Source organism: Microbacterium sp. UCD-TDU, from assembly GCF_000340625.1.
Lineage (GTDB): Bacteria > Actinomycetota > Actinomycetes > Actinomycetales > Microbacteriaceae > Microbacterium > Microbacterium maritypicum.
The window spans coordinates 167,957-194,199 of the sequence record NZ_KB454446.1; the positions used below are offsets into that span (position 1 = coordinate 167,957).

Annotated in this window: 23 protein-coding genes; 9 read left to right on the forward strand and 14 right to left on the reverse strand. The window is 69.1% G+C overall.

All coding sequences use genetic code 11. The features are described 5' to 3' along the window. Window positions 1-35 precede the first annotated feature (35 nt). The 3 genes from D514_RS23580 to mfd are packed head-to-tail and all read right to left on the reverse strand — an operon-like array spanning window position 36 to window position 7,238. Complete coding sequence (locus D514_RS23580) at window positions 36-3,005, reverse strand: aminotransferase (RefSeq protein WP_031205501.1); 2,970 nt, start codon at window positions 3,003-3,005, stop codon at window positions 36-38. Then, on the reverse strand, window positions 3,002-3,628 hold the full coding sequence (locus D514_RS23585; RefSeq protein WP_017828749.1) for a gamma carbonic anhydrase family protein: 627 nt from the start codon (window positions 3,626-3,628) through the stop codon (window positions 3,002-3,004). Before D514_RS23585 ends, D514_RS23580 begins: the two co-directional genes overlap by 4 nt. Before the next feature lie 34 nt (window positions 3,629-3,662). Beyond that, entirely contained in the window at window positions 3,663-7,238 is a 3,576-nt protein-coding gene (mfd, locus tag D514_RS23590; RefSeq protein ID WP_031205503.1) for a transcription-repair coupling factor, read from the reverse strand. A gap of 174 nt (window positions 7,239-7,412) precedes the next feature. On the opposite strand from mfd, the gene D514_RS23595 reads away from it, so the two are divergent. From D514_RS23595 to D514_RS23625, 7 genes are all read left to right on the forward strand, one after another. Next, complete coding sequence (locus tag D514_RS23595; protein ID WP_306413950.1) at window positions 7,413-7,880, forward strand: GNAT family N-acetyltransferase; 468 nt, start codon at window positions 7,413-7,415, stop codon at window positions 7,878-7,880. Between the two features lie 81 nt (window positions 7,881-7,961). Further along, complete coding sequence (locus D514_RS23600; protein WP_017828752.1) at window positions 7,962-8,825, forward strand: Fpg/Nei family DNA glycosylase; 864 nt, start codon at window positions 7,962-7,964, stop codon at window positions 8,823-8,825. Window positions 8,826-9,110: 285 nt separating this feature from the next. Next, complete coding sequence (ribD, locus tag D514_RS23605; RefSeq protein ID WP_017828753.1) at window positions 9,111-10,154, forward strand: bifunctional diaminohydroxyphosphoribosylaminopyrimidine deaminase/5-amino-6-(5-phosphoribosylamino)uracil reductase RibD; 1,044 nt, start codon at window positions 9,111-9,113, stop codon at window positions 10,152-10,154. Continuing rightward, complete coding sequence (locus tag D514_RS23610) at window positions 10,154-10,783, forward strand: riboflavin synthase (protein WP_017828754.1); 630 nt, start codon at window positions 10,154-10,156, stop codon at window positions 10,781-10,783. The genes ribD and D514_RS23610 overlap by 1 nt, the downstream gene beginning before the upstream one ends. Further along, window positions 10,780-12,048, forward strand: a complete 1,269-nt coding sequence (locus D514_RS23615) for a bifunctional 3,4-dihydroxy-2-butanone-4-phosphate synthase/GTP cyclohydrolase II (RefSeq protein ID WP_017828755.1) — start codon at window positions 10,780-10,782, stop codon at window positions 12,046-12,048. The genes D514_RS23610 and D514_RS23615 overlap by 4 nt, the downstream gene beginning before the upstream one ends. Then, window positions 12,045-12,518: a 6,7-dimethyl-8-ribityllumazine synthase gene (ribH, locus tag D514_RS23620; protein WP_017828756.1), complete on the forward strand. Its 474-nt coding sequence runs from the start codon at window positions 12,045-12,047 to the stop codon at window positions 12,516-12,518. The genes D514_RS23615 and ribH overlap by 4 nt, the downstream gene beginning before the upstream one ends. A gap of 53 nt (window positions 12,519-12,571) precedes the next feature. Further along, a complete protein-coding gene (locus D514_RS23625) occupies window positions 12,572-12,925 on the forward strand; it encodes a hypothetical protein (RefSeq protein ID WP_017828757.1) in 354 nt (117 codons plus the stop codon). A 6-nt stretch (window positions 12,926-12,931) separates the two neighbouring features. Here D514_RS23625 and D514_RS23630 read toward each other — a convergent pair whose 3' ends face one another. From D514_RS23630 to D514_RS23675, 10 genes are read right to left on the reverse strand one after another with little or no spacing between them, the layout of a single operon-like run. Further along, window positions 12,932-14,338 carry an FGGY-family carbohydrate kinase gene (locus D514_RS23630; protein WP_017828758.1) on the reverse strand — a complete coding sequence of 469 codons (1,407 nt, stop codon included), beginning with the start codon at window positions 14,336-14,338 and terminating at the stop codon, window positions 12,932-12,934. Beyond that, complete coding sequence (locus D514_RS23635; protein WP_017828759.1) at window positions 14,335-15,819, reverse strand: FAD-binding oxidoreductase; 1,485 nt, start codon at window positions 15,817-15,819, stop codon at window positions 14,335-14,337. Before D514_RS23635 ends, D514_RS23630 begins: the two co-directional genes overlap by 4 nt. A gap of 51 nt (window positions 15,820-15,870) precedes the next feature. Next, window positions 15,871-16,647 (reverse strand): SDR family oxidoreductase, encoded by a 777-nt coding sequence (locus tag D514_RS23640; protein WP_017828760.1) that lies wholly within the window; start codon window positions 16,645-16,647, stop codon window positions 15,871-15,873. A gap of 29 nt (window positions 16,648-16,676) precedes the next feature. After that, window positions 16,677-18,149, reverse strand: a complete 1,473-nt coding sequence (locus D514_RS23645; RefSeq protein WP_017828761.1) for an NAD-dependent succinate-semialdehyde dehydrogenase — start codon at window positions 18,147-18,149, stop codon at window positions 16,677-16,679. Continuing rightward, a complete protein-coding gene (locus D514_RS23650; protein ID WP_017828762.1) occupies window positions 18,146-19,087 on the reverse strand; it encodes an NAD(P)-dependent oxidoreductase in 942 nt (313 codons plus the stop codon). The genes D514_RS23645 and D514_RS23650 overlap by 4 nt, the downstream gene beginning before the upstream one ends. A 5-nt stretch (window positions 19,088-19,092) precedes the next feature. Next, window positions 19,093-19,617 carry a formaldehyde-activating enzyme gene (gene fae, locus D514_RS23655; RefSeq protein ID WP_017828763.1) on the reverse strand — a complete coding sequence of 175 codons (525 nt, stop codon included), beginning with the start codon at window positions 19,615-19,617 and terminating at the stop codon, window positions 19,093-19,095. Then, the gene (locus D514_RS23660) at window positions 19,617-20,558 is read right to left on the reverse strand and encodes a glycine betaine ABC transporter substrate-binding protein (protein ID WP_017828764.1); all 942 of its coding nucleotides are present in this window, start codon (window positions 20,556-20,558) and stop codon (window positions 19,617-19,619) included. Before D514_RS23660 ends, fae begins: the two co-directional genes overlap by 1 nt. 39 nt (window positions 20,559-20,597) lie before the next feature. After that, window positions 20,598-21,389 (reverse strand): ABC transporter permease, encoded by a 792-nt coding sequence (locus tag D514_RS23665; protein WP_031205508.1) that lies wholly within the window; start codon window positions 21,387-21,389, stop codon window positions 20,598-20,600. 2 nt (window positions 21,390-21,391) lie between these two features. Further along, on the reverse strand, window positions 21,392-22,420 hold the full coding sequence (locus tag D514_RS23670) for an ABC transporter ATP-binding protein (RefSeq protein ID WP_051056572.1): 1,029 nt from the start codon (window positions 22,418-22,420) through the stop codon (window positions 21,392-21,394). Between the two features lies 1 nt (window position 22,421). Next, window positions 22,422-23,087: an ABC transporter permease gene (locus tag D514_RS23675; RefSeq protein WP_017828767.1), complete on the reverse strand. Its 666-nt coding sequence runs from the start codon at window positions 23,085-23,087 to the stop codon at window positions 22,422-22,424. A gap of 116 nt (window positions 23,088-23,203) precedes the next feature. Here D514_RS23675 and D514_RS23680 point away from each other — a divergent pair, with 116 nt between their 5' ends. Further along, the gene (locus tag D514_RS23680) at window positions 23,204-24,064 is read left to right on the forward strand and encodes an IclR family transcriptional regulator (RefSeq protein WP_017828768.1); all 861 of its coding nucleotides are present in this window, start codon (window positions 23,204-23,206) and stop codon (window positions 24,062-24,064) included. Between the two features lie 92 nt (window positions 24,065-24,156). Here the strand turns inward: D514_RS23680 and D514_RS23685 are convergent, their stop codons facing one another. Continuing rightward, window positions 24,157-25,200: a LacI family DNA-binding transcriptional regulator gene (locus D514_RS23685; RefSeq protein ID WP_306413948.1), complete on the reverse strand. Its 1,044-nt coding sequence runs from the start codon at window positions 25,198-25,200 to the stop codon at window positions 24,157-24,159. Between the two features lie 102 nt (window positions 25,201-25,302). Here D514_RS23685 and D514_RS23690 point away from each other — a divergent pair, with 102 nt between their 5' ends. After that, window positions 25,303-26,220, forward strand: a complete 918-nt coding sequence (locus D514_RS23690; protein WP_017828770.1) for a carbohydrate ABC transporter permease — start codon at window positions 25,303-25,305, stop codon at window positions 26,218-26,220. Window positions 26,221-26,243 lie beyond the last annotated feature (23 nt).

The window sequence follows — 26,243 nt, forward strand, 5'->3', positions numbered from 1 at the left end:
CGATGGACAGCGGGATTCGAAGACGAGGGCCCGAGTCACCACCCTTCCGTCAGCACCCTGTCCAGCATCGCGACGACATGATCGGCACTGTGCGCCGTGAGGCACAGCGGTGGTTTGATCTTGAGGACGTTGGACCGCTCGGATGTCGTCAGCACGATCACACCGAGTTCACGCATCCGCTCGCAGATCGCCGCGGCCTCCGCGGCCGCCGGCTCCATGGTGTCGCGGTCACGGACGAGTTCGACACCGAGATACAGCCCCTCGCCGTGGACGACGCCGATCAGCGGATGCCGGTCGGCGAGGGCCCGAAGGCCCTCGGCGAGGCGCGCGCCGATCACTGCCGCGTTGTGCTGCAGCCCCTCCTCGGCCATCGCATCGAGCACCGCGATGCCGACCCGGCAGCTGAGCGTGCTGCCGCCGGCGGAGGAGAAGAACTGGCCCTGCGTCGACAGCGCGTCCGCGATGCGCTTCGAGGTGATGACCCCGCCGATCGGGAATCCGTTGCCCATCGGCTTCGCGATCGTGATGATGTCGGGCACGACCTCGGCGAGCTCGAACCCCCAGAAGGCGGACCCCATCCGCCCGAAGCCGACCTGCACCTCATCGGCGATGCACACCCCGCCCGCCGCCCTGATCTGGGCATAGGCGCCGGCGAGATAGCCGTCGGGAAGCACCACGCCCCCCGCGTTGCCGAGGATCGACTCGCACAGGAACGCCGCGACCTCCCGACCCTCCTCCCGCAGCCGATCGAGATCGGTCGCGAGGTCGGCGAGATAGGCGTCGGCGACGTCCGCACCCCGGTACGTGCCGCGGAAGCGGTTGGGCACATCGGCGATGTGCACCCAGTCGGGGCGCGTGGCGAGCGCGAAGGGGTTGTCATAGGCGCTGGTGGTCACCGCATCGCTCGCCATCGTCCAGCCGTGATAGGCCTCTCGCAGCGCGACGACCGTGCGACGACCGGTCGCCGCCTGCGCCAGACGGATGGCGAGATCGACCGCCTCCGAGCCGCTGTTGACCAGCAGCACCGTGTCGAGGTCGCTGCCTTCGGGCATCAGGGCGAGAAGTCGTTCGCTGTACTCCGCGAGGTCGCGGAACAGGAAGCGGGAGTTCGTGGCGAGGGTCCGCAGCTGGCGGTCCGCGGCGTCAGCGACCTTCGGATGGGCGTGGCCGAGACCTGCGACGTTGTTGACCATGTCGACGTATGTGCGCGCGGTGGTGTCGATCAGGTGGTGCCGCCAGCCGCGTTCGATCTGCGGGGGACGCTCGTAGTAGCGCTCCTGCGCCGCCGCGAAGATCTTCTCGCGACGGCCGAGCTCCGCCGCGGCATCGTCGTGCTGCGTGAAGGAGGGCAGCCCGAGCACGGGTGCGGGGTCGGCGGTCAGCCGGCTCCATGCCGGGACGCGGTCGGGGGCGACGAGGACTGCGCCGTCCGCCTGTTGTTCCGGAGCGTCGTCTCGCCGGATGCCCACCGTCAGCCGCCGCGGTTCGAAGGCGGCGGCAAGCCACCCCACCGTCTCGCCGGCGCCCACAGGGCGCTCACGGCGCTCCTCCGCATCGAGTCCCGTGATCTCGAGCACCCAGTCGTGGCCGCCGCCAGGACCGTCGAGGTCGAGGATGAGCCGAGCGGTCCCGCCCCGTTGCGTCACACGCCCACTCGCGGGCGCCGCCACCCGCGCCCGCGGCCCCGGAGGGAAGTGCAGTTCGCAGGCGGTCGCCCAGGTCTGCCCCGGCTCCGCGTCGTCGACGTGCGCTCGCGTCAGCCGGAACGCACCGTACGGCATCACCGCCACGGCGACCCCGAGCTCGATCGCCTCGGCGATCAGCTCCTCCTCCGCGTCCTCCCGGAGCCAGCGCCCGCCGTCCAGGGCTGCGGACTCGACTCCGGGATCGATCACGGCGACGCGGCCGGTGAGATCCGGCAGCAGCGAGGCGAGCGGGGAGAGCTCCGCCTCCGCCGCCAGATCCGCCGCATCGAAGCCGCCTCCATCGATTCCGACCGCGACGAGCACGTGCTCGGTCATCTCGACCAGCGGCAGCAGGGTCGCGGCGTCGAAGATCGCCTGCTCGCCCGCGATCCGCTCCCGCGCGTAGTCGTTGTCGCCGTCGATCTCGAGCTGACGCCACCCGCTCGCCACCAGCAGCGCGGCGCGCAGCACCACGAGAGGCCAGACCGCTCTGGCCTCCGACACGCTCAGCGGGGCATCCCGATGGAAGGCGGCGATCGTCTCGATCACGCGCAGCGGCCGCTCCGGCTCGTGGTGCAGCATCGACGATGCGCACACCGCGAGCTCGGCCACGCGCCATCCGAGTCCGAGATCGCCCAGATCGAGGACCGTGTGCGGATGCAGACGGGAATCGTCGCCCCGCCTCCCCATCACGTTGTCGTCGGTGAGGTCACCGTGGATCGCCTGCACCGGAAGGCCCGCGGCGAACGGGGCGAGAGCGGCATCCGCCTTCGCCGCCGCACGCAGCACGCGCCCTCGCAGTGCGGCGTCGGCGATGGACGGTGCGAGTGCCGTGGTCTGCTCGTGCGCGACGCGCATGTCCCACATCTGCGGGCGATCGAGACCGGGATGTCCGAGAGGCGCCAGCGCATTCACGGAAGCGGCGGCGAGCGCCCCGAACTCGGCGAGCACCACCGGGGCGAGGTATCCCGCATCCACCAGCGGCTCCCCCGGGGCGAACTCGCTGCGCCGCACGGCGAATCCGTTCCAGCGCTGGGTGAGCGCGCCGTCGAGGCCCGGAAGCACCGCCGGCACCCGCACCCCCGCGTCGCGGTAGGCGTCGAGGGCGACATGCTGCGCGTCGCGCGCCGCATCGCCGAACACCGCGTTGTCGATGCGCAGCACGCTCTTCGCGCCGTCCTCCGCCGTGAGGAGGAAGTTCCGGTCCTGATTGCTGCCGAGCTCCCGCGCGCTCGCCGTGATCCCGTAGCAGTCCAGGGCGATGCGCGCGGCATCCGCCGTGCTCACGTCGGGGCGGACCAGGCCCACTGCGCCCGTCATGCGCGGTGCTGCCGGTGGTGCGCGCCGTCGATGCTCACGTCGTGCGCATGCCGTGCGAGCGACGTGCCGTAGCGCTCGGTCAGCTGCACCATGAGGTCGGGGGTGTCGCGGTCGACACCGAACACATGCCCGGGGAAGTCGAGATCGGGCTGCGCCGCCGCGATCTCGGCCTCGCGATCCGGCGAGAACAACTGCGCGGGGTCGCCGACGGCCACCCAGCCGATCGGGACGACGGTGCCCTCCGGCAGCACGGCACGACGGAGCACGATCGCGTTTACGCGCACCTCGCAGCGCGGCCCGATCAGCGCACCGTTGAACAGTCGCGACCCCGAGGCGAGGAACGTCTCCTCTCCGACCGTCGCGCCCGCGATGCTGGACAGCGTGCCGATCAGGGTGTGGGACCCGATGTGCACGGCGTTCGCCGCCGTGGCGCGGATGAGTGCGTTCTCCATCACGATGACGTGCTCACCGAGGGTGATCGCTCCTCCCTCGGCGGTGATTACGGCGCCGTGCAGCACCTGGCAGCCCGGCCCGATCTCGACGTCGCCGGAGATCACGGCGGTGGGGGCGATGACGGCGGTGTCATGGACGCGGGGCCGAGCCCCGAGGTGCTCGTACAACATGCCGCCAGACTAGTCCCGCGGCCGCGGCGGCGCGCTACTCGGACGCGGCCGGCTCGGGGAAGATCGCAGTGAACAGCTGACCGACCCATTCGAGCAGCTGCGCGTCGGGAAGCGGCTCGAGCCCCACGCCGACGGCGGCGGGGACCGTGGGCATCGGTACGACCAGCGCCTCGCCCCCTCCCACGAGCTTCGCCTTCGGGTAGAGCCGCTGCAGCCGCACCTTGATCGAATCCTCGAGCCGAGCGGGCGCGATGCGCAGATTCGACCCCATCACCACGACGTCCGTCAGGCCCGCACGCGCGGCGCGCCGGCGCAGGCGCGAGATCGCCAGCAGCCCCTCGACCTCTTCCGGCGGCGTTCCGTACCGGTCGACGAGCTCTTCGATGACCAGGTCGATCGCGTCGTCCTTGGCCGTCGCCGCCGAGGCAGCGGAGAGCTTCTGGTAGGCCTCCAGGCGCAGCCGCTCACTGTCGATGTAGTACTCGGGGATGCGCGCGTCGAGGGGAAGCTCGAGACGCAGTTCCTGCCCCGTCTCGACCTCGTCGCCACGGAAGGTCGCCACGGCCTCCCCGATCATGCGCAGATACAGGTCGAACCCGACGCCGGCGATATGACCGGCCTGCTCGGCGCCGAGCAGGTTGCCCGCGCCGCGCAGCTCGAGGTCCTTCAGGGCGACCTGCATGCCCGAGCCCAGGTCGTTGTTGACCGCGATGGTCTGCAGCCGGTCGGCGGCGGTCTCGCTCAGCGGCTTCATCTCGTCGTACAGGAAGTACGCGTACGCGCGCTCGCGCCCTCGCCCGACGCGCCCGCGCAGCTGGTGCAGCTGGCTGAGTCCGTACTTGTCGGCGCGGTCGATGATGATCGTGTTCGCGTTCGCGATGTCGAGCCCCGTCTCGATGATCGTCGTCGAGACGAGCACGTCGAACTTGCGCTCCCAGAAGTCGTCGACGACCTGTTCGAGCTGGTGCTCGCCCATCTGTCCGTGCGCGACGGCGATCCTGGCTTCGGGCACGAGCTCGGCGAGCTCGCTCGCGACGCGCTGGATCGACTGCACGCGGTTGTGCACGAAGAAGATCTGCCCCTCGCGGAGGATCTCGCGGCGGATCGCCGCGGCCATCTGCTTGTCGCTGCGCGGACCGACGAAGGAGAGGATCGGATGCCGGTCCTCGGGCGGAGTCGCCAGCGTCGACATCTCACGGATGCCGGTCACCGCCATCTCGAGCGTGCGCGGGATCGGTGTGGCGCTCATGGCGAGGATGTCGACGTTGGTCTTCATCTTCTTGAGCGCATCCTTGTGCTCGACGCCGAAGCGCTGCTCCTCGTCGATGATCATCAGACCGAGGTCTTTGAACATCACCTGGTCGGTGAGGATGCGGTGGGTGCCGATCACCATGTCGACGGACCCCTCCAGCAGACCCTGCAGAGTGAGCCGCGCCTCCTTGTCGGTCTGGAAGCGCGACAGCGGCCGCACCTTGACCGGGAAACCGGCGAAGCGCTCGGTGAACGTCTCGAGGTGCTGCTTCACGAGCAACGTCGTCGGCACGAGCATCGCCACCTGCTTGCCGTCCTGGATCGCCTTGAAGGCGGCCCGGACGGCGACCTCGGTCTTGCCGAAGCCGACGTCTCCCGAGAGCAGGCGGTCCATCGGGATGGGCCGTTCCATGTCGGCCTTGATCTCGTCGATCGTCTGCAACTGGTCCTGGGTCTCCGCGAACGGGAACGCCTCCTCCAGCTCGCGCTGCCATGGCGTGTCAGGGCCGAAGGCATGACCCTTGGCGCTCATCCGTGCGGAATAGAGCTTCACGAGCTCGACCGCGATGTCGCGGACGGCCTTGCGAGCCTTGCCCTTGGCCTGCGACCAGTCGCTGCCGCCCATCTTCGACAGGGTCGGGGCCTCGCCGCCGACGTACTTCGAGAGCAGGTCGAGCTGATCCGTGGGCACGAACAGCTTGTCGCCCGGATACCCGCGCTTGGACGGCGCGTACTCCAGCACGAGGTAGTCGCGGATCGACTTGGTGGCGTTGCGCCCGCCGGTGGACACCTCGCGCTGGGTCATCTCCACGAAGCGGCCGATGCCGTGGGTCGCGTGCACCACGAAGTCGCCCTGCTTGAGCTGCAGCGGGTCGACGACGTTCTTGCGCCGCGATGCGAGCTTCTTGACGACGCGCTGGTCGCCACCGATCGTGCGGCCGTAGAACTCGTTGTCGGTGAGCACGGCGAGCTTCGCCTCGGCCACCTGGAAGCCGGCCTCGACCGACCCGGTGACCAGCGTCGCGACACCGCCCTCCGGCGCCTCGGTGAGTGTCTCGACCACACGTGCCGCGAGTCCTCGGTCGGCGAGCACGTCGCGTGCGCGGTCGACCAGGCCGTGACCGGCGGCGATCACGACCACGCGCCAGCCGTCGGTGACCTTCGCCTCGACGAAGGAGATCGCGCCGTCGACGTTGCCGTGGAAGGAGGGGATGACGGCGGCGCCGAGGTTGGTGGCCTCTGCATCGCCCTCGCCGAGTCCGGCGCCGAACGGGCTGAGTCGCCACCACACGCCGCCCCGGTCGCGCACCACCTCGCGGAGGTCGGCGATCGTCAGGAAGTCGCCGGCGCCCAGATCGATGGGCGCGGAGGCGCCGGAGGTGGCCGCGCTCCAGGCGGCATCGAGGAACTCGCGGTTCGTGTCGCCCAGGGTGATCGCGCGTGCGGTCGCGCGCTCGGGGTCGATGACCGCCGTGGCGCTCCCGGAGGGCAGATACTCGGCGAGCGACTTCAACGGGCCGGCGACGGCGGGCAGCAGCGACTCCATGCCTTCGACCGGGATGCCCTCGGCCATCTTCTCGAGCATTCCGGAGATCGCCGGGAAGCCGCCGACGAGCGCGCGGGCGCGCTCGCGGACCTCTGCCGTGAGCAGCAGTTCGCGGGTGGGAGGAAGGTCGACGCTCGCGACATCGCCCGGGAGCGAGCGCTGGTCGGCGACCGAGAACGCGCGGATCTGGTCGATCTCGTCGCCGAAGAACTCGATGCGGTAAGGGTGCTCGGAGGTGGGAGGGAAGACGTCGAGGATGCCGCCGCGCACCGCGAACTCGCCGCGCCGCGACACCATGTCGACGCGCGAGTAGGCGCGCTCGACCAGCTGCTCGACCACACGGTCGAGTTCGTGTCCTCGGCTGCCGGCGGCGAGCTCGAGCGGGGCGATCTCGCCCAGGTTCGCCGCGATCGGTTGGAGAGCAGCCCGCACCGATGCCACGACGACGAGCGGGTGATCCCCCGACCACTCCGCGATCCGTCGCAGCGTCTGCAGGCGCTGCCCGACCGTGTCGGGGCTCGGGCTGAGGCGCTCGTGCGGCAGCGTCTCCCAGGCGGGGAAGGTGAGGATGTCGGCGTCGGGCAGATAGGCGTGCATCGCCAGCGCGAGGCTCTCGGCCCGCCTGCCGGTCGGCACGACGGCGAGGAGCGCGGCCGGGTGTCCTGCCGCCGTCCGCTTCTCGAGCAGGCCGGCCAGCGCCGGGGCGTCGAGCCCGTCGACCAGGCCGAGGTCGGCATCGGTGCGCGCCCAGCTGAGGGCGTCACGGTACAGAGACGCCTCTTCCAAGGCGCGCAGAATCCCCGGAACAGTCACCGGACAAGACTAGTCGCGCCCACGGACACTCCGGCCGCCGCCCCTGCCACGGGCGCGCACCTCAATAGGCTGTCGGGATGGAATCCGTCGCCCTCACCACCGAACGCCTCGTCCTGCGCCCCCCCGACGGAGGGCGACATCGATGCGATCACCGTCGCCTGCCAGGACCCGGAGATCGGGCGCTGGACCACGGTGCCGAGCCCGTACGCGCGCGAGGACGCCGAGGAGTTCGTGCGTCTCATCGCGGGGTGGTGGGCCGACGGCTCGGAGGTCGTCTGGGCGATGTACGCCGACGACCTGCTCGTGGGCATGATCGGTCTGCACGACATCGCCGACCACTTCACGGGCGCTGCCGCCGAGCTCGGCTACTGGGTGACGGCCGACGCCCGGGGCCGGGGGTATCTCACGGAGGCCGCCCGCGCGGTGCTCGACTGGGGCTTCGGCGAGCTCGGGCTCGTCCGCATCGGCTGGCAGGCCGTCGTCGGGAACATCCCCTCGGCCCGCGCCGCCCGCGCTCTCGGGTTCCGCTACGAGGGCCTCCAGCGGCAGGCGCTCACGAGCCCGCGCGGTCGCGACGACGGATGGATGGCCGCTCTGCTGCCGGACGACGACCGCACGCCGGTGGACTGGCCGGTGCTCTGAGGTGCGAGCACACCGGGTACGAGCCCGAGGAGCGACCGGTCGCCAGGTGACAGTGTCGGCGGCCGATGACAGGATGAACGCATGCCGGAGATGCCGGAGGTCCAGGGCCTGACCGCCTTTCTCGCCGAGCGCGCCGTGGGGCGCACGATCACCCGCGCGACCGTCTCGGCGATCGCCGCGCTGAAGACCTACGACCCGCCGATCACCGCGCTGCAGCAGGCCACGATCGCGGCGTCCGCTCGCCTCGGGAAGTTCGTGGTGCTCTCCTGCGGCGACGACCTGCACCTGGTGTTCCACCTCGCCAAGGCCGGGTGGTTGCGCTGGTACGAGACGCTCCCGGCGACGCTCATCAAACCCGGCAAGTCGCCGATCGCCCTGCGCGTCGCGCTCGACGACGGCAGCGGTTTCGACCTCACCGAGGCGGGCACGAAGAAGTCGCTCGCGGTCTACGTGGTGCGCGATCCGCACGATGTACCCGGCATCGCGCGACTCGGCCCCGACCCCCTCGACTCGTCCTTCACGCGCGATGCGTTCGCGGCACTGCTCGAGGATCGGCGCATGCAGATCAAGGGGCTGCTGCGCGATCAGGCGGTGATCGCCGGCATCGGCAACGCCTACTCCGATGAGATCCTGCATGCCGCACGCATGTCGCCGTATGCGATCGCCGGAAAGCTCGACGATGCCGAGATCGACCGCCTGTTCGCCGCCATGCGCGAGACGCTCGGCGAGGCGGTGGCCGCAGCCTCCGGCAAGCCTCCCGCCGACCTGAAAGACGCCAAGCGCCGGGGGATGCAGGTGCATGCACGCCGCGGCGAGGCTTGCCCGGTGTGCGCAGACACGGTGCGCAGCGTGTTCTTCGCCGACCGCTCTCTCGAGTACTGCCCCACGTGCCAGACCGGCGGCAAGGTGCTCGCCGACCGGCGTCTGTCCCGACTGCTCAAGTGACGGCGGGCGATCGGAAGGCGCCGATCCATGTCTTGGAATGAAATGCGCGCAGACGCGTTGAGTACACTCAGAGCAACAACGTGCTCCGGGGTCGGTGGGAATCCGAACCGGCGGTGACAGTCCGCGAGCGTCTCGAGAGATCGGGATGCCGATCCGGTGGAATTCCGGGACCGACGGTGATGCGAGGGAGACCTCGCTAGTCCGGAAGGGAGGCAGCACGAGACGCATCCGTGCGTCCGTTCCGCCACCCCTGTCCGACCCCGGAGCCTCAGAGGAGGACGACGGATGGCAGTGAACGCGGCAGAGCGCAACGCGATGGATCGCGCGCTCCACCTCGCCGCCCGAGGACCGCGCGGGGCGAACCCGCAGGTCGGCGCGGTCATCCTCTCCCCCGACGGCACGGTCCTCGCCGAGGGCTGGCACCACGGCGCCGGCACCCCGCACGCCGAGGTCGACGCGCTCTCGAAGCTCGCCCCCGGCGAAGCCCGCGGCGCCACCGCCGTCGTGACCCTGGAGCCGTGCAACCACACCGGCCGCACGGGGCCCTGCGCCGTCGCGCTCATCGACGCCGGGATCGCCCGGGTGGTCTACGCCCTCGATGACCCCGGCGCCGTCTCGGGCGGCGGTGCGGAGCGTCTGCGGTCCGCGGGTGTCGACGTCGAAGCGGGCGAACAGGCCGATGCCGCGCACGCCCTGATCGCCGGATGGCTCGAGGCCCAGCGCCTCGGACGCCCGCAGATCACCGTCAAGTGGGCGCAGAGCCTCGACGGGCGCGCCGCCGCCGACGACGGCTCCAGCCAGTGGATCACGGGTCCCGCAGCCCGCGCCGACGTGCATCGCCGCCGCGCGGAAGCCGATGCCATCGCGGTCGGCACCGGAACCGTGCTCGCCGACGATCCGGCCCTCACCGCCCGCGACGGCGACGCCCTGCTGCCGCACCAGCCGATCCCGGTGGTCATCGGGTCGCGGCCCACCCCTGCCGACGCCGCGGTGCACCGGCATCCGCACTCCCCCCTGTTCTTCGACACGCACGATCTGCACACGGTCGTCGCCGACCTGCATGCCCGCGGGGTGCAGAGCCTGTTCGTGGAGGGCGGTCCGACGCTCGCCAGCGCCTTCCTCCAGGCCGGGCTCGCCGACCGCCTGCTCGTCTACATCGCTCCGGTGCTGCTCGGCGGCGGCCGCCTGGCCCTCACCGACATCGGTGTCGCCTCCATCGGCGAGGCGCGCCGCCTGACCATCGACGAATGGGTCCCCCTCGGGAGCGATCTGCTCGCGATCGCGCACCCTGCGCACGACGCACACCCGCGGAACGAAGGAGCAGCCTGATGTTCACCGGAATCATCGAGGAGATGGGCGAGATCACCGCGATCGCGCCCGCGGGCGACGGCTGGCGCCTGACCGTGCGCGCACCCCGCGCGGCAGCGGACGCGGTGCACGGCGAGTCGATCGCGGTCTCCGGCGTGTGCCTGACCGTCGTCGGCTCGACCGCGGACACCTTCGACACCGACGTGATGAAGCAGACGCTCGACGTCGCCGCCATCGGGTCGGCGACGGTCGGCACCCGCGTCAACATCGAGAAGGCCATGCCGGTGGGGGCGCGACTGGGCGGACACATCGTGCAGGGCCACGTCGATGGGGTCGGCGACGTGCTCGAGGTACGACCGGGCGCCCAGTGGAGTGTGCTGCGCATCAGTCTGCCCGCCGACCTCGCCCCGCTCGTCGTCGACAAGGGTTCGATCTCGGTCGACGGCACCTCGCTGACCGTGAGCGCGGTGAGCGCGCCCGCAGAGCCCTCCCCCTGGTTCGAGATCTCGCTGATCCCGGAGACCCTGGCCGCGACCACCCTCGGCATCCGCGCCGTCGGCGACCGCGTGAACCTGGAGACCGACATCCTCGCCCGGCACGTCGAGCGCCTGCTCGCGTTCCGCGCCGCACCGGAAGGAGGCTCGCGATGAGCCTTTCCACGATCGCCGAGGCCCTGGAGGCGCTGCGCGCCGGGCGCCCCGTTCTCGTCGCCGACGACGAGAACCGCGAGAACGAGGGCGACGTCATCCTGTCAGCAGAGCTCGCGACGCCGGAGTGGGTGGCCTGGACGGTGCGCTGGTCGTCGGGATTCATCTGCGCTCCGATGCCGGCCGACCTCGCCGACCATCTGAATCTTCCGCCGATGGTGGCCGCCAGCGAAGACGCCCGCTCGACCGCGTACACCGTGAGCGTCGATGCGGCCCAGGGCGTCACCACCGGTATCAGCGCTCACGATCGCGCGCACACCCTGAACGTGTTGTCGAACCCGGAGTCGACGTCCACGAGCATCATCCGCCCGGGGCACGTGCTGCCGCTGAGGGCTGTCGACGGCGGCTTGCGCGAGCGCAGCGGCCACACCGAAGCCGCCGTCGAGCTCATGAAGCTCGCCGGACTCCGACCTGTCGGCGCGATCGCCGAGGTCGTCGCGGAGGACGGCAGCATGATGCGCCTTCCCGGGCTGATCGAACTCGGTGCCCGTGACGGCGTGCCGGTGATCACCATCGAGCAGCTCATCGCCCACCTCAACGAGATCGACCCGGACGGAGCGACCCCGAGCGCGCACCGGGGCCGCCGGGTGAGTCTGCGCGCCGACGCCACGGTTCCCACCACGCACGGCACCTTCCGCTTCCTCGCTTACAAGGACCGCGTCACCGGCACCGACCACATCGCGGTCGTCTCTGGCGAGCTCAGTGAGACCGCGCTGGTGCGCGTGCACTCGGAGTGCCTGACCGGCGAGGCGTTCGGCTCACTGAAGTGCGAGTGCGGCCCCCAGCTCGACTCCGCGCTCGACGCGATCGAGAAGGAGGGCGGGATCGTGATCTACATGCGCGGGCACGAGGGGCGCGGGATCGGCCTCATCAACAAGCTGCGCGCGTACAGCCTGCAGGAGGAGGGCCTCGACACGGTCGATGCCAACCTCGCGCTGGGGCTGCCCGCCGACGCCCGCGACTACGCCGCGGCCGCCGGCATCCTCTCCGATCTGGGGGTGTCGAAGGTGCGTCTGCTGACGAACAACACCGACAAGGTCGCGCAGCTGCGTGAGCTCGGCCTCGACGTGATCGAGCAGGTGCCGCTGATCGTCGGAGTGGGCCCCAACAACCATCAGTACCTGGAGACCAAGCGTGACCGCATGGGTCACATCATCGGCGAAGCGGAACTCGCAGAGGCGCTCGCCCACGGAGAGGACGACGGATGAGCGGCGCAGGAGCACCCGAGACCGGCAGCATCGACGGACGGGGACTGAACGTCGTCATCGTCGCCGGCACCTGGCACGAGACGATCTCCAACGGCCTGATCGCCGGCGCGGAGCGTGTGCTGGACGAGGCGAAGGCCACGCACCGACTGGTGCGCGTGCCCGGCTCGTTCGAGCTCGCGATCGCCGCGCAGGCCGCGTTCGCCGGCGGCGCGGATGCGGTCGTCGCGCTCGGCGTGATCATCCGCGGAGGCACTCCGCACTTCGAGTACGTCTCGGCGGCGACCACCGACGGCCTCACCCGCGTCGCCCTCGATGCCGGCAAGCCGGTCGGATTCGGTGTGCTCACCCTCGACGACGAGCAGCAGGGTCTCGACCGCGCCGGTCTCGAAGGCTCCAAGGAGGACAAGGGCGCCGAAGCCGCCGATGCCGCGTTGCGGACGGCTCTGGTCACCCGGGAGCTGCGCGGCTGAGGTCAGCCTGCCCTTGCTAGCGCAGAAGGGCGCCGCACTCGTACGGTGAGGGCATGGAGACCCTCCGCCACATCGTGCTGTTCGTCCACCTCATCGGATTCGCCGTGCTCTTCGGCGCCTGGGCCGCCCAGGCATTCGGAGGCAAGCGGGAGTTCACCCGGCTGATGAACATCGGCATGGCGATCGCCGCGGTCGCCGGCCTCGCTCTCGCTGCACCGTGGGGACTCTCCTACGAGCTCAACTACGTCAAGGTCGGCGTCAAGCTCGTGATCCTGCTCGTCATCGGCGCCCTGCTCGGTATCGGCCTGGCTCGTCAGCGTCGCGGAGCAGCCATCCCGTCCGCGGTGTTCTGGCTGGTCGGCATCCTCACCGCGGCCAATGCCGCGATCGCCGCGATCTGGCGCTGACCACACTCAGTCCGTCTCGCTGAACAGCCGGCGGATGCGCGGTATCACCGTCGCGTAGGTCCGCGCGACCTCCTCGTAGCCGCGCGCCAGTTCGAGGTCGACGTCGACGCGTTCGCCCTCCCGGACCATCGCGTCGACCGCGCCCTCCCAGCTCCGATGCATGCCGACACCGACCGCGGCGCAGATCGCCGCTCCCATGCCCGCCGCATCTCGCACCAACGGGGTCCGCACCGGCACGCGATACACGGCGGCGAGGATCTGCAGCATCAGCGGTGAGCTGCTCCCGCCGCCCGTGACCACCAGACTTCTCCGCCTCCTCCCGAGAACTGCGCGTGCGCGGTCATCACTGGCTGCCGTCTCGATCGCGAGAGCCTCGAGGATCGCCCTGTAGATGTGGAACCGGCCCTGCGTTCCGTCGAAACCCACGAGCGCACCCCGACGCCACGGTTCGTCGGGAGGTGCGAGCCAGTCCAACGCCGCGACGATCCCGCCCGCGCCGACAGGCACCTGCGCGGCACCGACGTTCAGCTCCTCTTCCGTCATTCCGCACCCGGACGACGAGATCAGTTCACGGAACCAGCTGACGGTCCACATCCCCCGTCGCACACCGTTGCTCTCGTAGAGGTAGGCGCCCGGCTCCGCTCCGAAGTTGGTCCAGACGTCCGCATTCGAGCCGAGCGGGCGATCCCCTACCGTCATGGTGGCCACATATGTACCCAGCGACAGCAGCGCGTCGCCCTCTTCCCGAAGGCCTGCCCCGAGCGCCTCCACAGCCTTGTCGTTCGAAGTGGCGATCACGGGGATGCCTGCCGGGAGCCCGGTCCGGTGCGCAGCCGCTGCCGTCATACGTCCCAGTACCTCCCCCGGCGCAACAAGCTCGAAGAGCATCTGCGGATCCATGCCAGTGCGGGCATATTCGGAGGCGTCCCCGCTCCACGTCCACCGTTCGGAGTCGATCGGCCACATGCCCTGATAGTTTCCGGCGGCATCACGACGTTCACCGGTGAGCCGATGCCCGATGTACCCCGACGAGGTCGTGACGTACGCCGCATCTTGGACTTCTCGTTCGTACGCGTGAGGCAGTCGTTCGTCCATCCAGCTCATGATCGGCTGCGCCAGGGAGCCGTCGTTGCGCAGCACGGCACGGCAGAAGCGGATGGTGCACAAGCCGACGCCGCGGATCTCGGAGTGATCACCGTCGAAGCGCGCGAGGGCCTCACGCACAGCGGCGACCACCGAGTCCCAGAGGTCGTCGTCCGGGTGTTCCCAGCGGCCGGGCGAAGGCGACGCGTACGGGCGCAGCGGGACGCGCGCGCTGGCGTGCACGACCCCGTCGCCGTCGACGATCAGCACCTTCGTGCTCTGGGAGCCGTTGTCTATGGCGACGACGTACCCTCGCGCCGTCACGGTCACGCCGGCGACGCCGTCTCCGCTGCATCCAGCGGATAGATGGTGCCGTGGTTCATGATGCCGTGAGGGTCGATGCCGTCCTTCAGCACGCGCAGCAGCTCGAAAGCGCTGCCATGTTCCTCGAGCGTCCAGGGCGTGCGGTACTTCCCGATGCCGTGGTGGTGGACCATGGATCCACCGAGCCGCAGCGCCTCCTCGACCACGATCGCGTTGAGCGGCTCGTGATACACGGTGATCTCCTCGCGCGGCTCGCAGGAGATGTCGTAGTCGTACACGAAGTACAGGTTCGTCCCGGTCTGGTAGCTGTGGGAGGAGTGCGCGCCGAGCATCGTGAGGTCGGCCGCGTGTGGGAATTCGGTCCGCGCGCGCCGCATCACGGAGTCGAAGAGCTCCGCGACACCCGACCAGTCGATGGAGACCTCGGTGGTGTAGCCGAGGTGCGACTTCTCGAGCATCTCCCGTTTCTCGGCATCGATCTTGTCCTGGCCCCAGTTGAGGTTGTCGAACCAGTTCTCGATGAGTGCGGGGTCGACCTTCTCGTGCGGGATGCCGGCGAAGATCGCCTCCACGCCGTCAGCGGTCGCGTCGGCGATCGCCTTCGGCCCCTCCGTGACGACCACGACCACGGCCTTGCCGTCGGCGAAGTGCGAGAAGTGCTGCGCGGCATCCTCTTCGGAGTATGCTCTGGCGACCGAGGGGTGATACCCCGCGACGATGATCTCGCGCAGTCCCGCGACGCCCACGGGCAGCGAGTCGACCAGATATCCGAGGAAGCGGTTGTTCTCGGGCTGGTACCGGAACACCTTCACCGTCACTTCGGTGATCACGCAGAGTGCGCCTTCGTTGCCGATCACGATGTGCCGGATGTCGGGACCTGCGGCACGACGGGGCACGTTCTTGATCCGGGTGACCCGTCCACCGGGGAGCACCGCTTCGAGGCCGACCACCATATCCTCGATGCCACCGTAGAGCGTGGAGAACTGGCCGATGGAGCGCGTCGCGACGAGTCCGCCCATCTGCGCCAAGGGCTTGGACTGCGGGGAGTGTCCTGTCGTCAGGCCCTGCGCGCGGAGGGTGTCCTCGAGCACCTGGAGCGGAACCCCGCACTGCGCGGTGACCATCATGTCGATCGGGTCGATCTCGAGGATCGCGTCCATGCGCGAACCGTCGAGCACGATCGTGTCCTCGACGATGGTCTCCAGCCCGCCCTCGGTCGCGGTCCTGCCCGTGCGGGGCACGATGTTGATCAGGTTCTCCTCTGCGAAGGAGAGGATCGCCGAGACATCCTCCGTGGAGCGGGCGTAGGCGATCGCCGCGGGGATCGGTCCGTCGAATATCCCGTGCACCGACGTGTACTTCTTGAAGCGATCGACGCTCGCCTCGCGCAGTTCCCGGGCGTCGGTGTCGACCTGATCATCGCCGATGAGATCGCGGAGTCGGTCGACGATCTCCGCGCGGGTGAGAGCGGATCGTGAAGCAACCATGGGAGAGATTTCCTGTTCGTTCGTGGATTCGAGGTGCAGCGGGTCAGCGCATCAGCGCACGAGATAACCGCCGTCGACGGTCAGCACGTGGCCGTTGACGAAGTCGGATGCGGGGCTGGCGAGGAACACTGTCGCTCCCATCAGGTCGGCGACATCGCCCCACCTCCCCGCGGGGGTGTGATCGATGATGCGGCCATTGACGGTGGGGTCGGCGCGGGACTCCTCTGTGATGCGGGTCTTGAAGTAGCCCGGCGCGATCGCGTTCACCTGGATGCCGCTTCCTCCGAGCTCGTCCGCATAGGCGCGTGTCAGTCCGACGATGCCGTGTTTGGTCGCCGCATAGGCGGGTGAGCCGAGACCACCGAGGAAGGAGAACAGCGAGGCGATGTTGATGATCTTGCCCGCACCCTGCGGGATCATCCGTTTCGCCACCTCGTGGGCCATGTCGAACGCCGCGGTGAGATTGACGGCGACCATGGGGTCCCATTCCTCCCGGCCGAACTCCGTGACATCCGCGATGCGGCTTATCCCGGCGGAATTGACGAGGATGTCCACTCCGCCCAGGGCCGCCACGCACGCGTCCACGGCCCTGGCGGGCGCTCCGGGCGCGGTGATGTCGATCATCTGCTGCTCGTACCGGCCGCCTTCCGCATGCACGAGGTCGGCGGTCTCACCGCCGTCGTCGAAGAGTGTCGGCACGGAGACGTCCGCTCCCGCCTTGGCCAGGGCAAGCGTGAATGCCTGCCCCAGTCCGGTGTTCCCGCCCGTGACGATCGCTCTCCTACCCCGCAGGGAGAAGTGGTCCAGGGAGAAATCAGTGATGTGCAATGCAGGCTCCTTCAGAACGTGCGGACGGATCAGGCGAAAGGGTCTGAGATTCCGATGTAGGTCGTCTCGAGGTACTCGTCGATCCCCTCGAATCCGCCCTCCCGACCGATTCCGGACTGCTTCACGCCACCGAACGGTGCGGCCGGATTGGAGACGAGACCGGTGTTCAGCCCGAGCATCCCCGTCTCCAGGCGCTCCGCGAGACGCAGCGCGCGGGTCAGATCGCGGGTGTAGGCGAAGCAGACGAGTCCGTACTCGCTGGCGTTCGCCAGTCGCACCGCCTCGTCCTCATCGCGGAACGTCGTGATGGGGGCGACCGGCCCGAAGATCTCTTCGCGGAGGATGCGCGCGTCCTGCGGCACATCGACCAGCACCGTGGCCGGATAGAAGTAGCCCCGCCCGGACGGCACGACACCTCCGAGGGCGACCCGTGCACCGTCTTCGACGGCACCGGCGACGAGTTCGGCGACCTTCTCCCGCGTGGACTCGTCGACGAGAGGGCCGAGAGTGGAGGCGGGCTCGGTACCCCGGGCGTTGACGTAGCCGGCCATGCGCTCGATCAGCCGAGCTGTGAACTCCTCGGCGATGCTCTCGTGCACATGGAAGCGGTTCGCCGCGACACACGCCTCTCCGCCGTTGCGGAGCTTGGCGAGCAATGCACCCTCCACGGCTGCGTCCAGATCGGCGTCTTCGAAGACCAAGAACGGGGCGTTCCCACCGAGCTCCATGGACACGCGGAGCACCTGGTGCGCGGCATCGGCAATTAGGCGACGTCCCACCTCGGTGGACCCGGTGAAGGAGAGCTTGCGCAGCCGGTGGTCGGTGATGAGCGGTCCGGTCACGGCACCGGCGCGGGTGGTCGGGATGACGTTGACGACGCCATCAGGGACGCCCGCCTCCCGCAGTATCTCCGCGAACAGGAGGGCGGTGAGGGGCGTGAGGGCGGCAGGCTTCAGCACCGAGGTGCAGCCCGCGGCGAGCGCGGGTGCGATCTTGCGCGTCGCCATCGCCAGCGGGAAGTTCCACGGCGTGATGAGCAGGCTCGGACCGACAGGTCGCTTCGCGACGAGCAGGCGGTTGCGGCCGTCAGGCGCGGTGGCGTAGCGTCCGGAGATGCGCGGTGCCTCTTCCGAGAACCACCGGAGGAACTCCGCACCATACGCCACCTCCGCACGGGACTCGGCGAGCGGTTTGCCCATCTCGAGCGTCATGACGAGCGCGAAGTCCTCGGCGCGCGCCGTCACCAGCTCGAACGCCCGCCGCAGGATCTCCCCACGCTCGCGCGGGGCGGTGGCGGCCCACGTTGACTGAGCGGCCGCGGCCGCATCGAGGGCGGCGGCGCCGTCTTCCGGCGACGCATCGGCCACGTGGGCGAGCACCTCACCGGTTGCGGGGTCGACGACAGGGAACGTGGCCCCGGAGTGCGCGTCGCGCCACTGCCCAGCGATGAACAGGCCCGTGGGGACGGCGGCGAGCAGCTCGGCCTCGTGTGCGGCGCTCATGCGGCCACCTCCCGACGAAGGTCGCGGCCGAGGAGTTCTTCGTACAGTCGCACCGGCGTCATCTCCCCCGCGCGATCACCGTATTGAGCCCGCGCCCGCCGGAAGATCTGCTCGACCAGCGACGACAGCTCGACCGGCATCCCGACCGAGCGCGCCAGATCGACGGACAGGCCGAGATCCTTGCACGCCAGCGCGATCGCGAAGCCCTCGTCGTAGTCGCCGTGGTCGAGGATCGAGAGCACGTCGCGGGAGACGAACGTGCTGTTCGCCGGACTGGCGATGAGCGCATCACGCAGCACCCCGAGGTCCACCCCGGCGGCGACGCCGACCGAGAGCACCTCGGCGGTGGCGACCAGGTGCGAGAACCACAGCTGGTTGATCATGAGCTTGACGGCGTATCCCGCGCCGTTCCCTCCGACGTGGAGGATGCGCTCTGGATCACCCATCGCCTCGAACACCGGGCGCAGACGGGCCACGTCGTCGGCGTCTCCCCCGATGAAGATCTGCAGCATGCCGGTCGCTGCGCCGACCGACATCCCGCTCACCGGAGCATCGAGCAGATGCAGCCCCCGGCCCGCCTGCTCGATGCGCACGGCCTCGAGCACATCGGGAACCGACGTCGACATGTCGATCCAGGTGCCGCCGTCGGGTAGTCCGGCGATGAGGCCATCTGCCCCGGCAGCAACCGCAGCGACGTGCTTCGGCGCCGGCAGCATGGTGATGACGAGATCACTCGTGGCAGCGACCTCGCGCGGCGTCTCCGCCCATCGCGCGCCGCCGGCGATGAGCTCTGCTGCCGACTCGCGGCGGAGATCCGTGACGACGAGCGGGAAGCCTGCGGCCTGCAGGTTCCTCGTCATGCCTGATCCCATGTTGCCGAGTCCGATGAACCCGACGGTGGGGAGGGCCTCGGCGAGCGGAGGCGTGGGGGAACTCATGGGGCTTACGTGTCCTTCGTGGTGGAGAGGGGGGTGAAGAAGGGATTGGTCGGGTGATCGCGGGCGGCGAGCACCTCGTCGAGGGCCGGCAACGACGCTGCCCCGTTCGCGAGCGCCGCGCGGGTCGCCTCGCGGTTGTTGCGGTAGACCGTCTCGGCATCGTCCGCGGCCGGGTTGACCCACACCGCGGCGATCACCGCGTGCGTGTCGGCTGCTTCGCGCGGGATGACCCCATCTGCGACGGCATCCGCGACGCCCGCGGCGACCCCGGCCTGCGCGGGACCCCAGATGAGGAGCCCGTGCTCGTCGCCCGCCGGGGCGGCCTTCGTGACGAACAGGGTCATCGGCTTGACCGGGAGTGAGGGACGCAGGACCGCGACGAACGGTACGTGACCCTGACTGGGGCTGGCGAGGGCTGTGGCCCACGCCGTCCCCGCCGGCCCGTCACGGTGGCCGAGGACGGTGTTGATGTGCGCAGCGTTGACGCCGTCGCCGACGAAACTCTCGCCCAGCTGGACAGCAGCGGTCATCAGATGAGTCCCTGGTCCTCGAGCCATTCGATCGCGACGTCTTCCGGGTCCTCGCCGTCGACATCGACCTTCGCGTTGAGCGTCTGCATGACCTCGGTCGTGAGCAGCGGGCTGAGCTCGGCGAGGACGTCGGCGATCCCGGGGTGCTCGTCGAGCGTGCTCTGCTTGAGGGTGAATCCACCCTGGTAGCTCGGGAAGAACTCCTTGTCGTCCTCCATCACGACCAGGTCGAGAGCGGGGATGCGGCCGTCGGTCTGGAACACCTCGCCGAAGTTGCAGTCGTCGCCCTTCTGGGTCGCGGTGTAGATCACGCCGGTGTCGAGCATCGTCACATTGGCGGCGGGTGCATCGAATCCGTACGCCGCAGAGAGCCCCGGCCATCCGTCGTCGCGCGTCGAGAACTCGCTCTCGATGCAGAACGTCTGGTCGGCGCTGGGGAGCTTCGCGACATCGCTGAGCGTCTTCACACCGAGCTTGTCGGCCTCGCTCTGCCGGATGGCGAACGCGTAGGTGTTGTTGAACGGTGCGGGGTCGAGCCACGCGATGCCGCTCTCGGCGTCGGCCTCCTTCACGGCCTCGAACTGCGCCTCGGCTCCCTGCACCGGCGTCGTGTTGCCGTTGTAGGTGATCCACGACGTGCCCGTGTACTCCCAGTAGCCCAGGAACTGGTCGTTCTCGAGTGCCTGGCGCACATTCGCCGAGCCGACGAGCTTGGTGTTCGCCTCGACGTCGGCGCCATGGGCGTTGAGGAGCTCAGCGGTCATGTAGGCGAGGATGTACTGCTCGGAGAAGTCCTTCGAGCCGATCTCACCTGTGAGACCTTCCAGCTCGTCGCCCTTGGCGCCGGAGCCGCCCGCGCCGCCGGCGGTACAGCCGGTGAGGAGGAGTGCTCCGGCGGCGAGTGCCGCCAGTGTTGCCGTTGCGAGGGTGCGCGATGTCATTGCAGGTTCCTTTCGGGAGGGATTACGAGAGTCGATGATTCAGAGGCCTTTGGGGCGGACGATGTCTTCCGCGACGCTGGCTGCCCAGTCGATGAGCACGGCGATCGCGGCGACGAGGATCGCCCCGACGATGAGCACGGGATAGCGCTGCAGCTTCAGTCCGTTGATGATCATGTCGCCGAGGCCACCCGCGTTGATGAAGGTCGCGACGGTCGCCACTCCGACCGCGAACACCAGTGCGGTGCGGAGCCCGGCGAGGATCACGGGGGAGGCGAGCGGCAACTCGACCCGACGTAGCACCTGGCCGGAGGTCATCCCCATGCCCCGCGCCGATTCCTTGATGTTCGGGTCGACCTGCGCGAGGCCAGCGATCGTGTTCTGGAGCACGGGGAGGAAGGAGTAGATGACGAGCGCCACGAGCGCCGTCGTGAAACCGGTCTGCCACACGATGGCGAGGAGGATCACGACGCCGATGGCCGGCGTCGCCTGTCCGATGTTCGCGATGCCGATCACGACACCACGGAAGACGCGTGATGACGAGCGGCTGACCGCGATGCCCGCGGGGATCGCCAGCACGGCCACCAGGATCGATGCCGTGATCGACAGGATCAGATGCTCGCCGATGCGCGCCGTGATGTAGTCGGCGTTGAGCGTGCGCTGTTCGATCGAGTCGAGCTCGAGCGTCGAGATCCAGAGGAACGTGACCAGCAGCACGGCCGCGACGACGATGAGCGGCATCATCCTCCGCAGCAGCACGGGCATACCGCGCCGCTCGACGGACTGCGTCTGCAGGACCGTCGTCGCGGAGGGCACGATATCGGGCGCCTGCATGGTCACTCGCCCTCCGTGCGGCGTGCGGGTGCAACGGCCCCGAGCGCGGCGGAGATGGCCGCCTGATCGATGGAGCCGACGATGCTCCCCCCACGCGTCACGTTGACGCGCGGGGCGCCGGTGAGGACCAGGAGGTCGAGCGCCTCGCGCAGCGAGGTCTGCTCGTCGATGGTCGCCACGGGGGCGTGGGAGTCCGGTGCGCCCACGTGCGCGCCGTTCACGGGGATGAGCGCGAGCCGCTTCAGTGCCGCCCCTTCGCCGATGAACGAGCGCACGTACTCGTTGGCCGGGTTCGCGAGGACGCGCGCCGGGGTGTCGAACTGCTCGATCCGGCTGCGCTCGCTCAGCACCGCGATGCGATCACCCATTCGGATGGCCTCTTCGAAGTCGTGCGTGACGAAGATGATCGTCTTGCCGATGTCGGCCTGCAGCCGGAGGAACTCCGCCTGCAGCTTCTCGCGCGTGATCGGATCGGTCGCGCCGAACGGCTCGTCCATGAGCATCACCGGAGGGTCGGCGGCGAGGGCTCGAGCGACTCCGACCCGCTGCTGCTGCCCGCCGGAGAGCTGGCGCGGGTAACGATCCGCGAAGGTACCAGGGTCGAGCTGCACCGTGTCGAGGAGCTCCTCGACGCGTGCCGTGGTACGCGCCTTCGACCAGCCGAGCAGCTTCGGCACGACGGCGATGTTCTCCGCGATCGTGAAGTGCGGGAACAGCCCGATCTGCTGGATCACGTAACCGATGTGGCGGCGCAGCTCGTTGCCGTCGAGGGAAAGGACGTCGTCGCCGTTGATGCGGATGGATCCGGATGACGGCTCGATGATGCGGTTGATCATCTTCATCGTGGTGGTCTTGCCGCAGCCGCTGGGGCCGACGAACATGACCAGCTCGCCGGGCTCGATGCGCATCGAGAAGTCCTCGACGGCGGGAGTCGACTGCCCCGGGTACTGCTTGGTGATGTGGTCGAGGACGATGTCGACGCCGCCCTGCTGCGAGGCGAGAGAGGTGAGTACGCCGGTGTTCGTGGTGATGTCAGACACGGAGGCCCCTTGAGGTGGTGAGACGGGCGATGAGCACGAGGATGCCGTCGAGGACGAGCGCGAGGAGGATCACGGCGACGGTGCCGGTGAGCGCGTAGTTGAGGGCGTTCTTGGATCCCAGGGAGGACAGCCCCTTGAAGATGTACTCGCCGAGTCCTGGGCCGGCGACGTAGGCGGCGATCGCTGCGATGCCGACCGTGAGCTGCGCGGCGACGCGGATGCCGGTCATGATCACCGGCCAGGCGATCGGCAGCTGCACGGTGAAGAGCACCCGGTTGGGGCTGAGGCCCATCCCCCGTGCAGATTCCAGCACCGAGATCGGCACCTCGCGGAGTCCGACGACGGTGTTGCGCACGACAGGGAGCAGGGAGTAGAAGACCAGCGCGACCACGGTCGGCAGCCAGCCGAGGCCGAGGATCGGGCTGAGCAGGGCGAGCAGCGCGAGCGAGGGGATCGTGATCGCGACAGCGGCGGCGGTCAGCACCGTCGTCCGGGCGATGCGTCGATTGCGGACGAGGATCCCCAGCCCGATCCCGATGGCCGAGGCCAGCGCGACGGAGATGAGCACGACGACGAGGTGATCGCGGGTCAGCTCGAGGATGTCGTCTGCGCGACGTGTGAGGAAGACCACGAGGTCTTCCCAGTTGAATCCGGTCAAGAGGGCTCCTGTCTCGTCGTTGAGGCCGGTACCGGGATGTCACTCACCGTAGCCGCTGTAACCATTTCGTCAAAGGGTGTTGTGACTATGGCAACTATGCGAGATAGACTCACGCTGTGAACACCTCGACGACTCCCCCCACGCCCCGACGGAACTCCTCGGGTCTGGGGCGTGATATCGAGATCCTCGAACTGCTCGGCACCGACGAGGCGCTGAGATCCGGGGGGCTCGGCGTCTCCCAGGTCGCACAGTCGACCGGACGGGACAAGGCGGTGGTGTCACGCACCCTGGCGACGCTGGCCGAGAGCGGCCTGGTCGAACGGGACGACGACACGCTGCGCTACCTGCTGGGACCGCGGCTGTACGCACTCGCCGCCCACACCGCCAGCACGACCCTCGTGCACGCCTCGCGCAGCATCCTGCGCCGGCTGGTCCAGTCGACGAGGGAGACCAGCCACCTCTGCGTGCTTCGCGGCGGTAACGTCCTCACCCTGTTGAGCGAACTCAGCCCACACGATGTGCGGACCACAGGCTGGGCGGGTACGACCACGGCCGCTTGGCGCACACCCTCCGGGCGGGCACTGCTGAGCGACTGGGATGAGGAGTCCCTCGCGCGATGGTACGAAGATCACGGCCAGGACCGGCCGCTGGTCGGCCGATTCGACCAGTCGGACCCCTCGGTGTTCCCCGTGCTCGATGCCCCGCCCCCCGGCAACGCCCCCGTGACCGATCTCGCCAGCCTCCTGACCGAGCTCGACCGCATCCGCGAGCAGGGTTACGCACTCTCCGACGAGGAGCTCGAGTTCGGCGTCGTCGCCGCGTCCGCACCGATCACTGACTTCACGGGGCGCATCGTCGCCGCGGTGAACGTCAGCGCTCCCAAGGCGCGCATCGGACAGCGCCTCGACGCCCTGGGCGTCTTCGTCTCACGCGCCGCACGGGAGCTCTCGTCGCGGCTGGGAGCGAGCGGAGTCTAACCCGGGCGGAGCCTCGCGCCTCAGGAGGATTCCGTTCTCGCCCCCCTCCCCGTGCAGGATCTTCTCCGCAGCAGCGCGCGGAGTGAGCCGACTCAGCGCTTCCGCGGTGCCGCCGTGCTCTCACGCACGATGAGCTCGGTCGCCACCAGGGGGGTCTGCTGCCGTTCGACGCCGTCGAGTTCCGCGAGCAGCGCGTCCACCGCGAGTGCTCCCACACGCTCCGGGTGCTGCTGCACCGTCGTCAGCGGCGGCCACAGCTGCGCGGCATCGGGCAGGCCGTCGAACCCGACGATGCTGACGTCTTCCGGCACGTCGCGCCCGACCTCGCGGAAGGCGCGCAGCACTCCGATCGCCATCTGGTCGTTCGCCGCGAACACGGCGGTGACCTCGTCGATCTCGCGCAGTTCCACACCGGCCGCGTAGCCGGATGCAGCGGTCCAATCGCCCGACAGAGGGGCCGGGACATCGCGACCGTGCTGTTCGAGGGTCTGCTGCCAGGCTTCGCGCCGACGCTCCGCGGAGTACGAGCGCGCGGGGCCGGTGACATGCCACACCGTGTCGTGCCCGAGCCCGAGAAGGTGCTCGGTCGCCAGACGCGCACCCTGCGCCTGGTCGGTGTCCACGAACGGGTGGGTGTCGCCGCGGTTCGAGTCGACGAACACGACCGGAAGCGCGTCGGGGATCTCGATGTCGGCCTCGTCGAGCTGATGCGCCTCGATCACGATGATGATGCCGTCGACCGCGTGTTCCTCCAGTCGTCGGAATGCTCCGGCCACGGTCTCACCGGCACTGGATTCGACGGGGATGAGGGTGAGGGCGTAGCCGAGCTGGGCGGCGCGTACGGCGATCGCATCGAGCGTGCGCTGGTTGCCGTACGAGCTGAACGAGAACATCACGACACCGATGGTGCGGAATCGCCCTGATCGCAGCGCGCGAGCGGCACTGTTGGGTCGATAGCCGAGGCTGTTCATGGCCGCTTCGACACGCTCGCGCGTGGCGGCGCCGACGTATCCCCTGGCATTCACGACGCGGGACACCGTCTGACCGGAGACACCGGCCTCCCTGGCGACGTCTTCCATCGAGGGCTCGCGTCTGCGCGTCGGCGTCTCTGTCGGATGCTCTGGGGTCACGATCACCCATCCCCTCATATGTTGACGTTGACACACTACCAGTCCATCCAATATGTTGACGTTGACACACGGCGCACGGTGCGCCCGAAACGTAAGAAGGACTCGTCGATGACGACTGAAATCCCCGCAGCCCTGGGTGCCCCCGGCATCCGGCGCCGCGACAAGCGCGACTGGAAGGGATGGGCCTTCGTCGGCCCGTTCATGGTCGTGTTCGCCCTGGTGTTCCTGACACCCCTCGCCTATGCGCTCTACCTGAGCTTCTTCCAGGAGAAGCTCATCGGCGGCACCGCTTTCGTCGGGCTGGACAACTACGCACGCGCACTCTCCGATCCACAGTTCTGGGAGGCGTTCGGCCGCGTGCTGGTCTTCCTCGTCGTGCAGGTGCCGATCATGCTGATCCTCGCGCTCGGAGCCGCTCTCGCCCTCGACAGCGCCCGCCTGCGCGGAGCATCCTTCTTCCGCATCCTGATCTTCCTGCCCTACGCCGTCCCCGCGGTGGTGGCGGTGCTGATGTGGGGCTACATCTACGGAGACCAGTTCGGTCTCACGAGCAACATCAACGACTTCCTCGGGGTCGACGCGATCACCCCGTTCGCGAAGGAATGGATGCTGCTCTCGATCGGCAACATCGTCACGTGGGAGTTCGTCGGCTACAACATGCTGATCTTCTACTCCTCGCTCAAGACCATCCCGACCGACATGTACGAGGCCGCTTCCCTCGACGGCGCCGGGGCCTGGCGCACGATCTTCTCGATCAAGATCCCCTCCGTGCGCGGGGCGCTCGTGATCGCGACGATCTTCTCGATCATCGGGAGCTTCCAGCTCTTCAACGAGCCCAACATCCTGCGTCCGCTGGCGCCGAACGTGATCACCACGTTCTTCACCCCGAACATGTACGCGTACAACCTGTCGTTCGCCGGGCAGCAGTTCAACTACGCCGCGACGATCGCCATCATCATGGGCGTCATCACCGCGGTCATCGCCTACGTCGTGCAGCTGCGCGGCTCGAAGTCGGAGGTGCGCTGACATGGCACTCCCCCTCGCCCGTC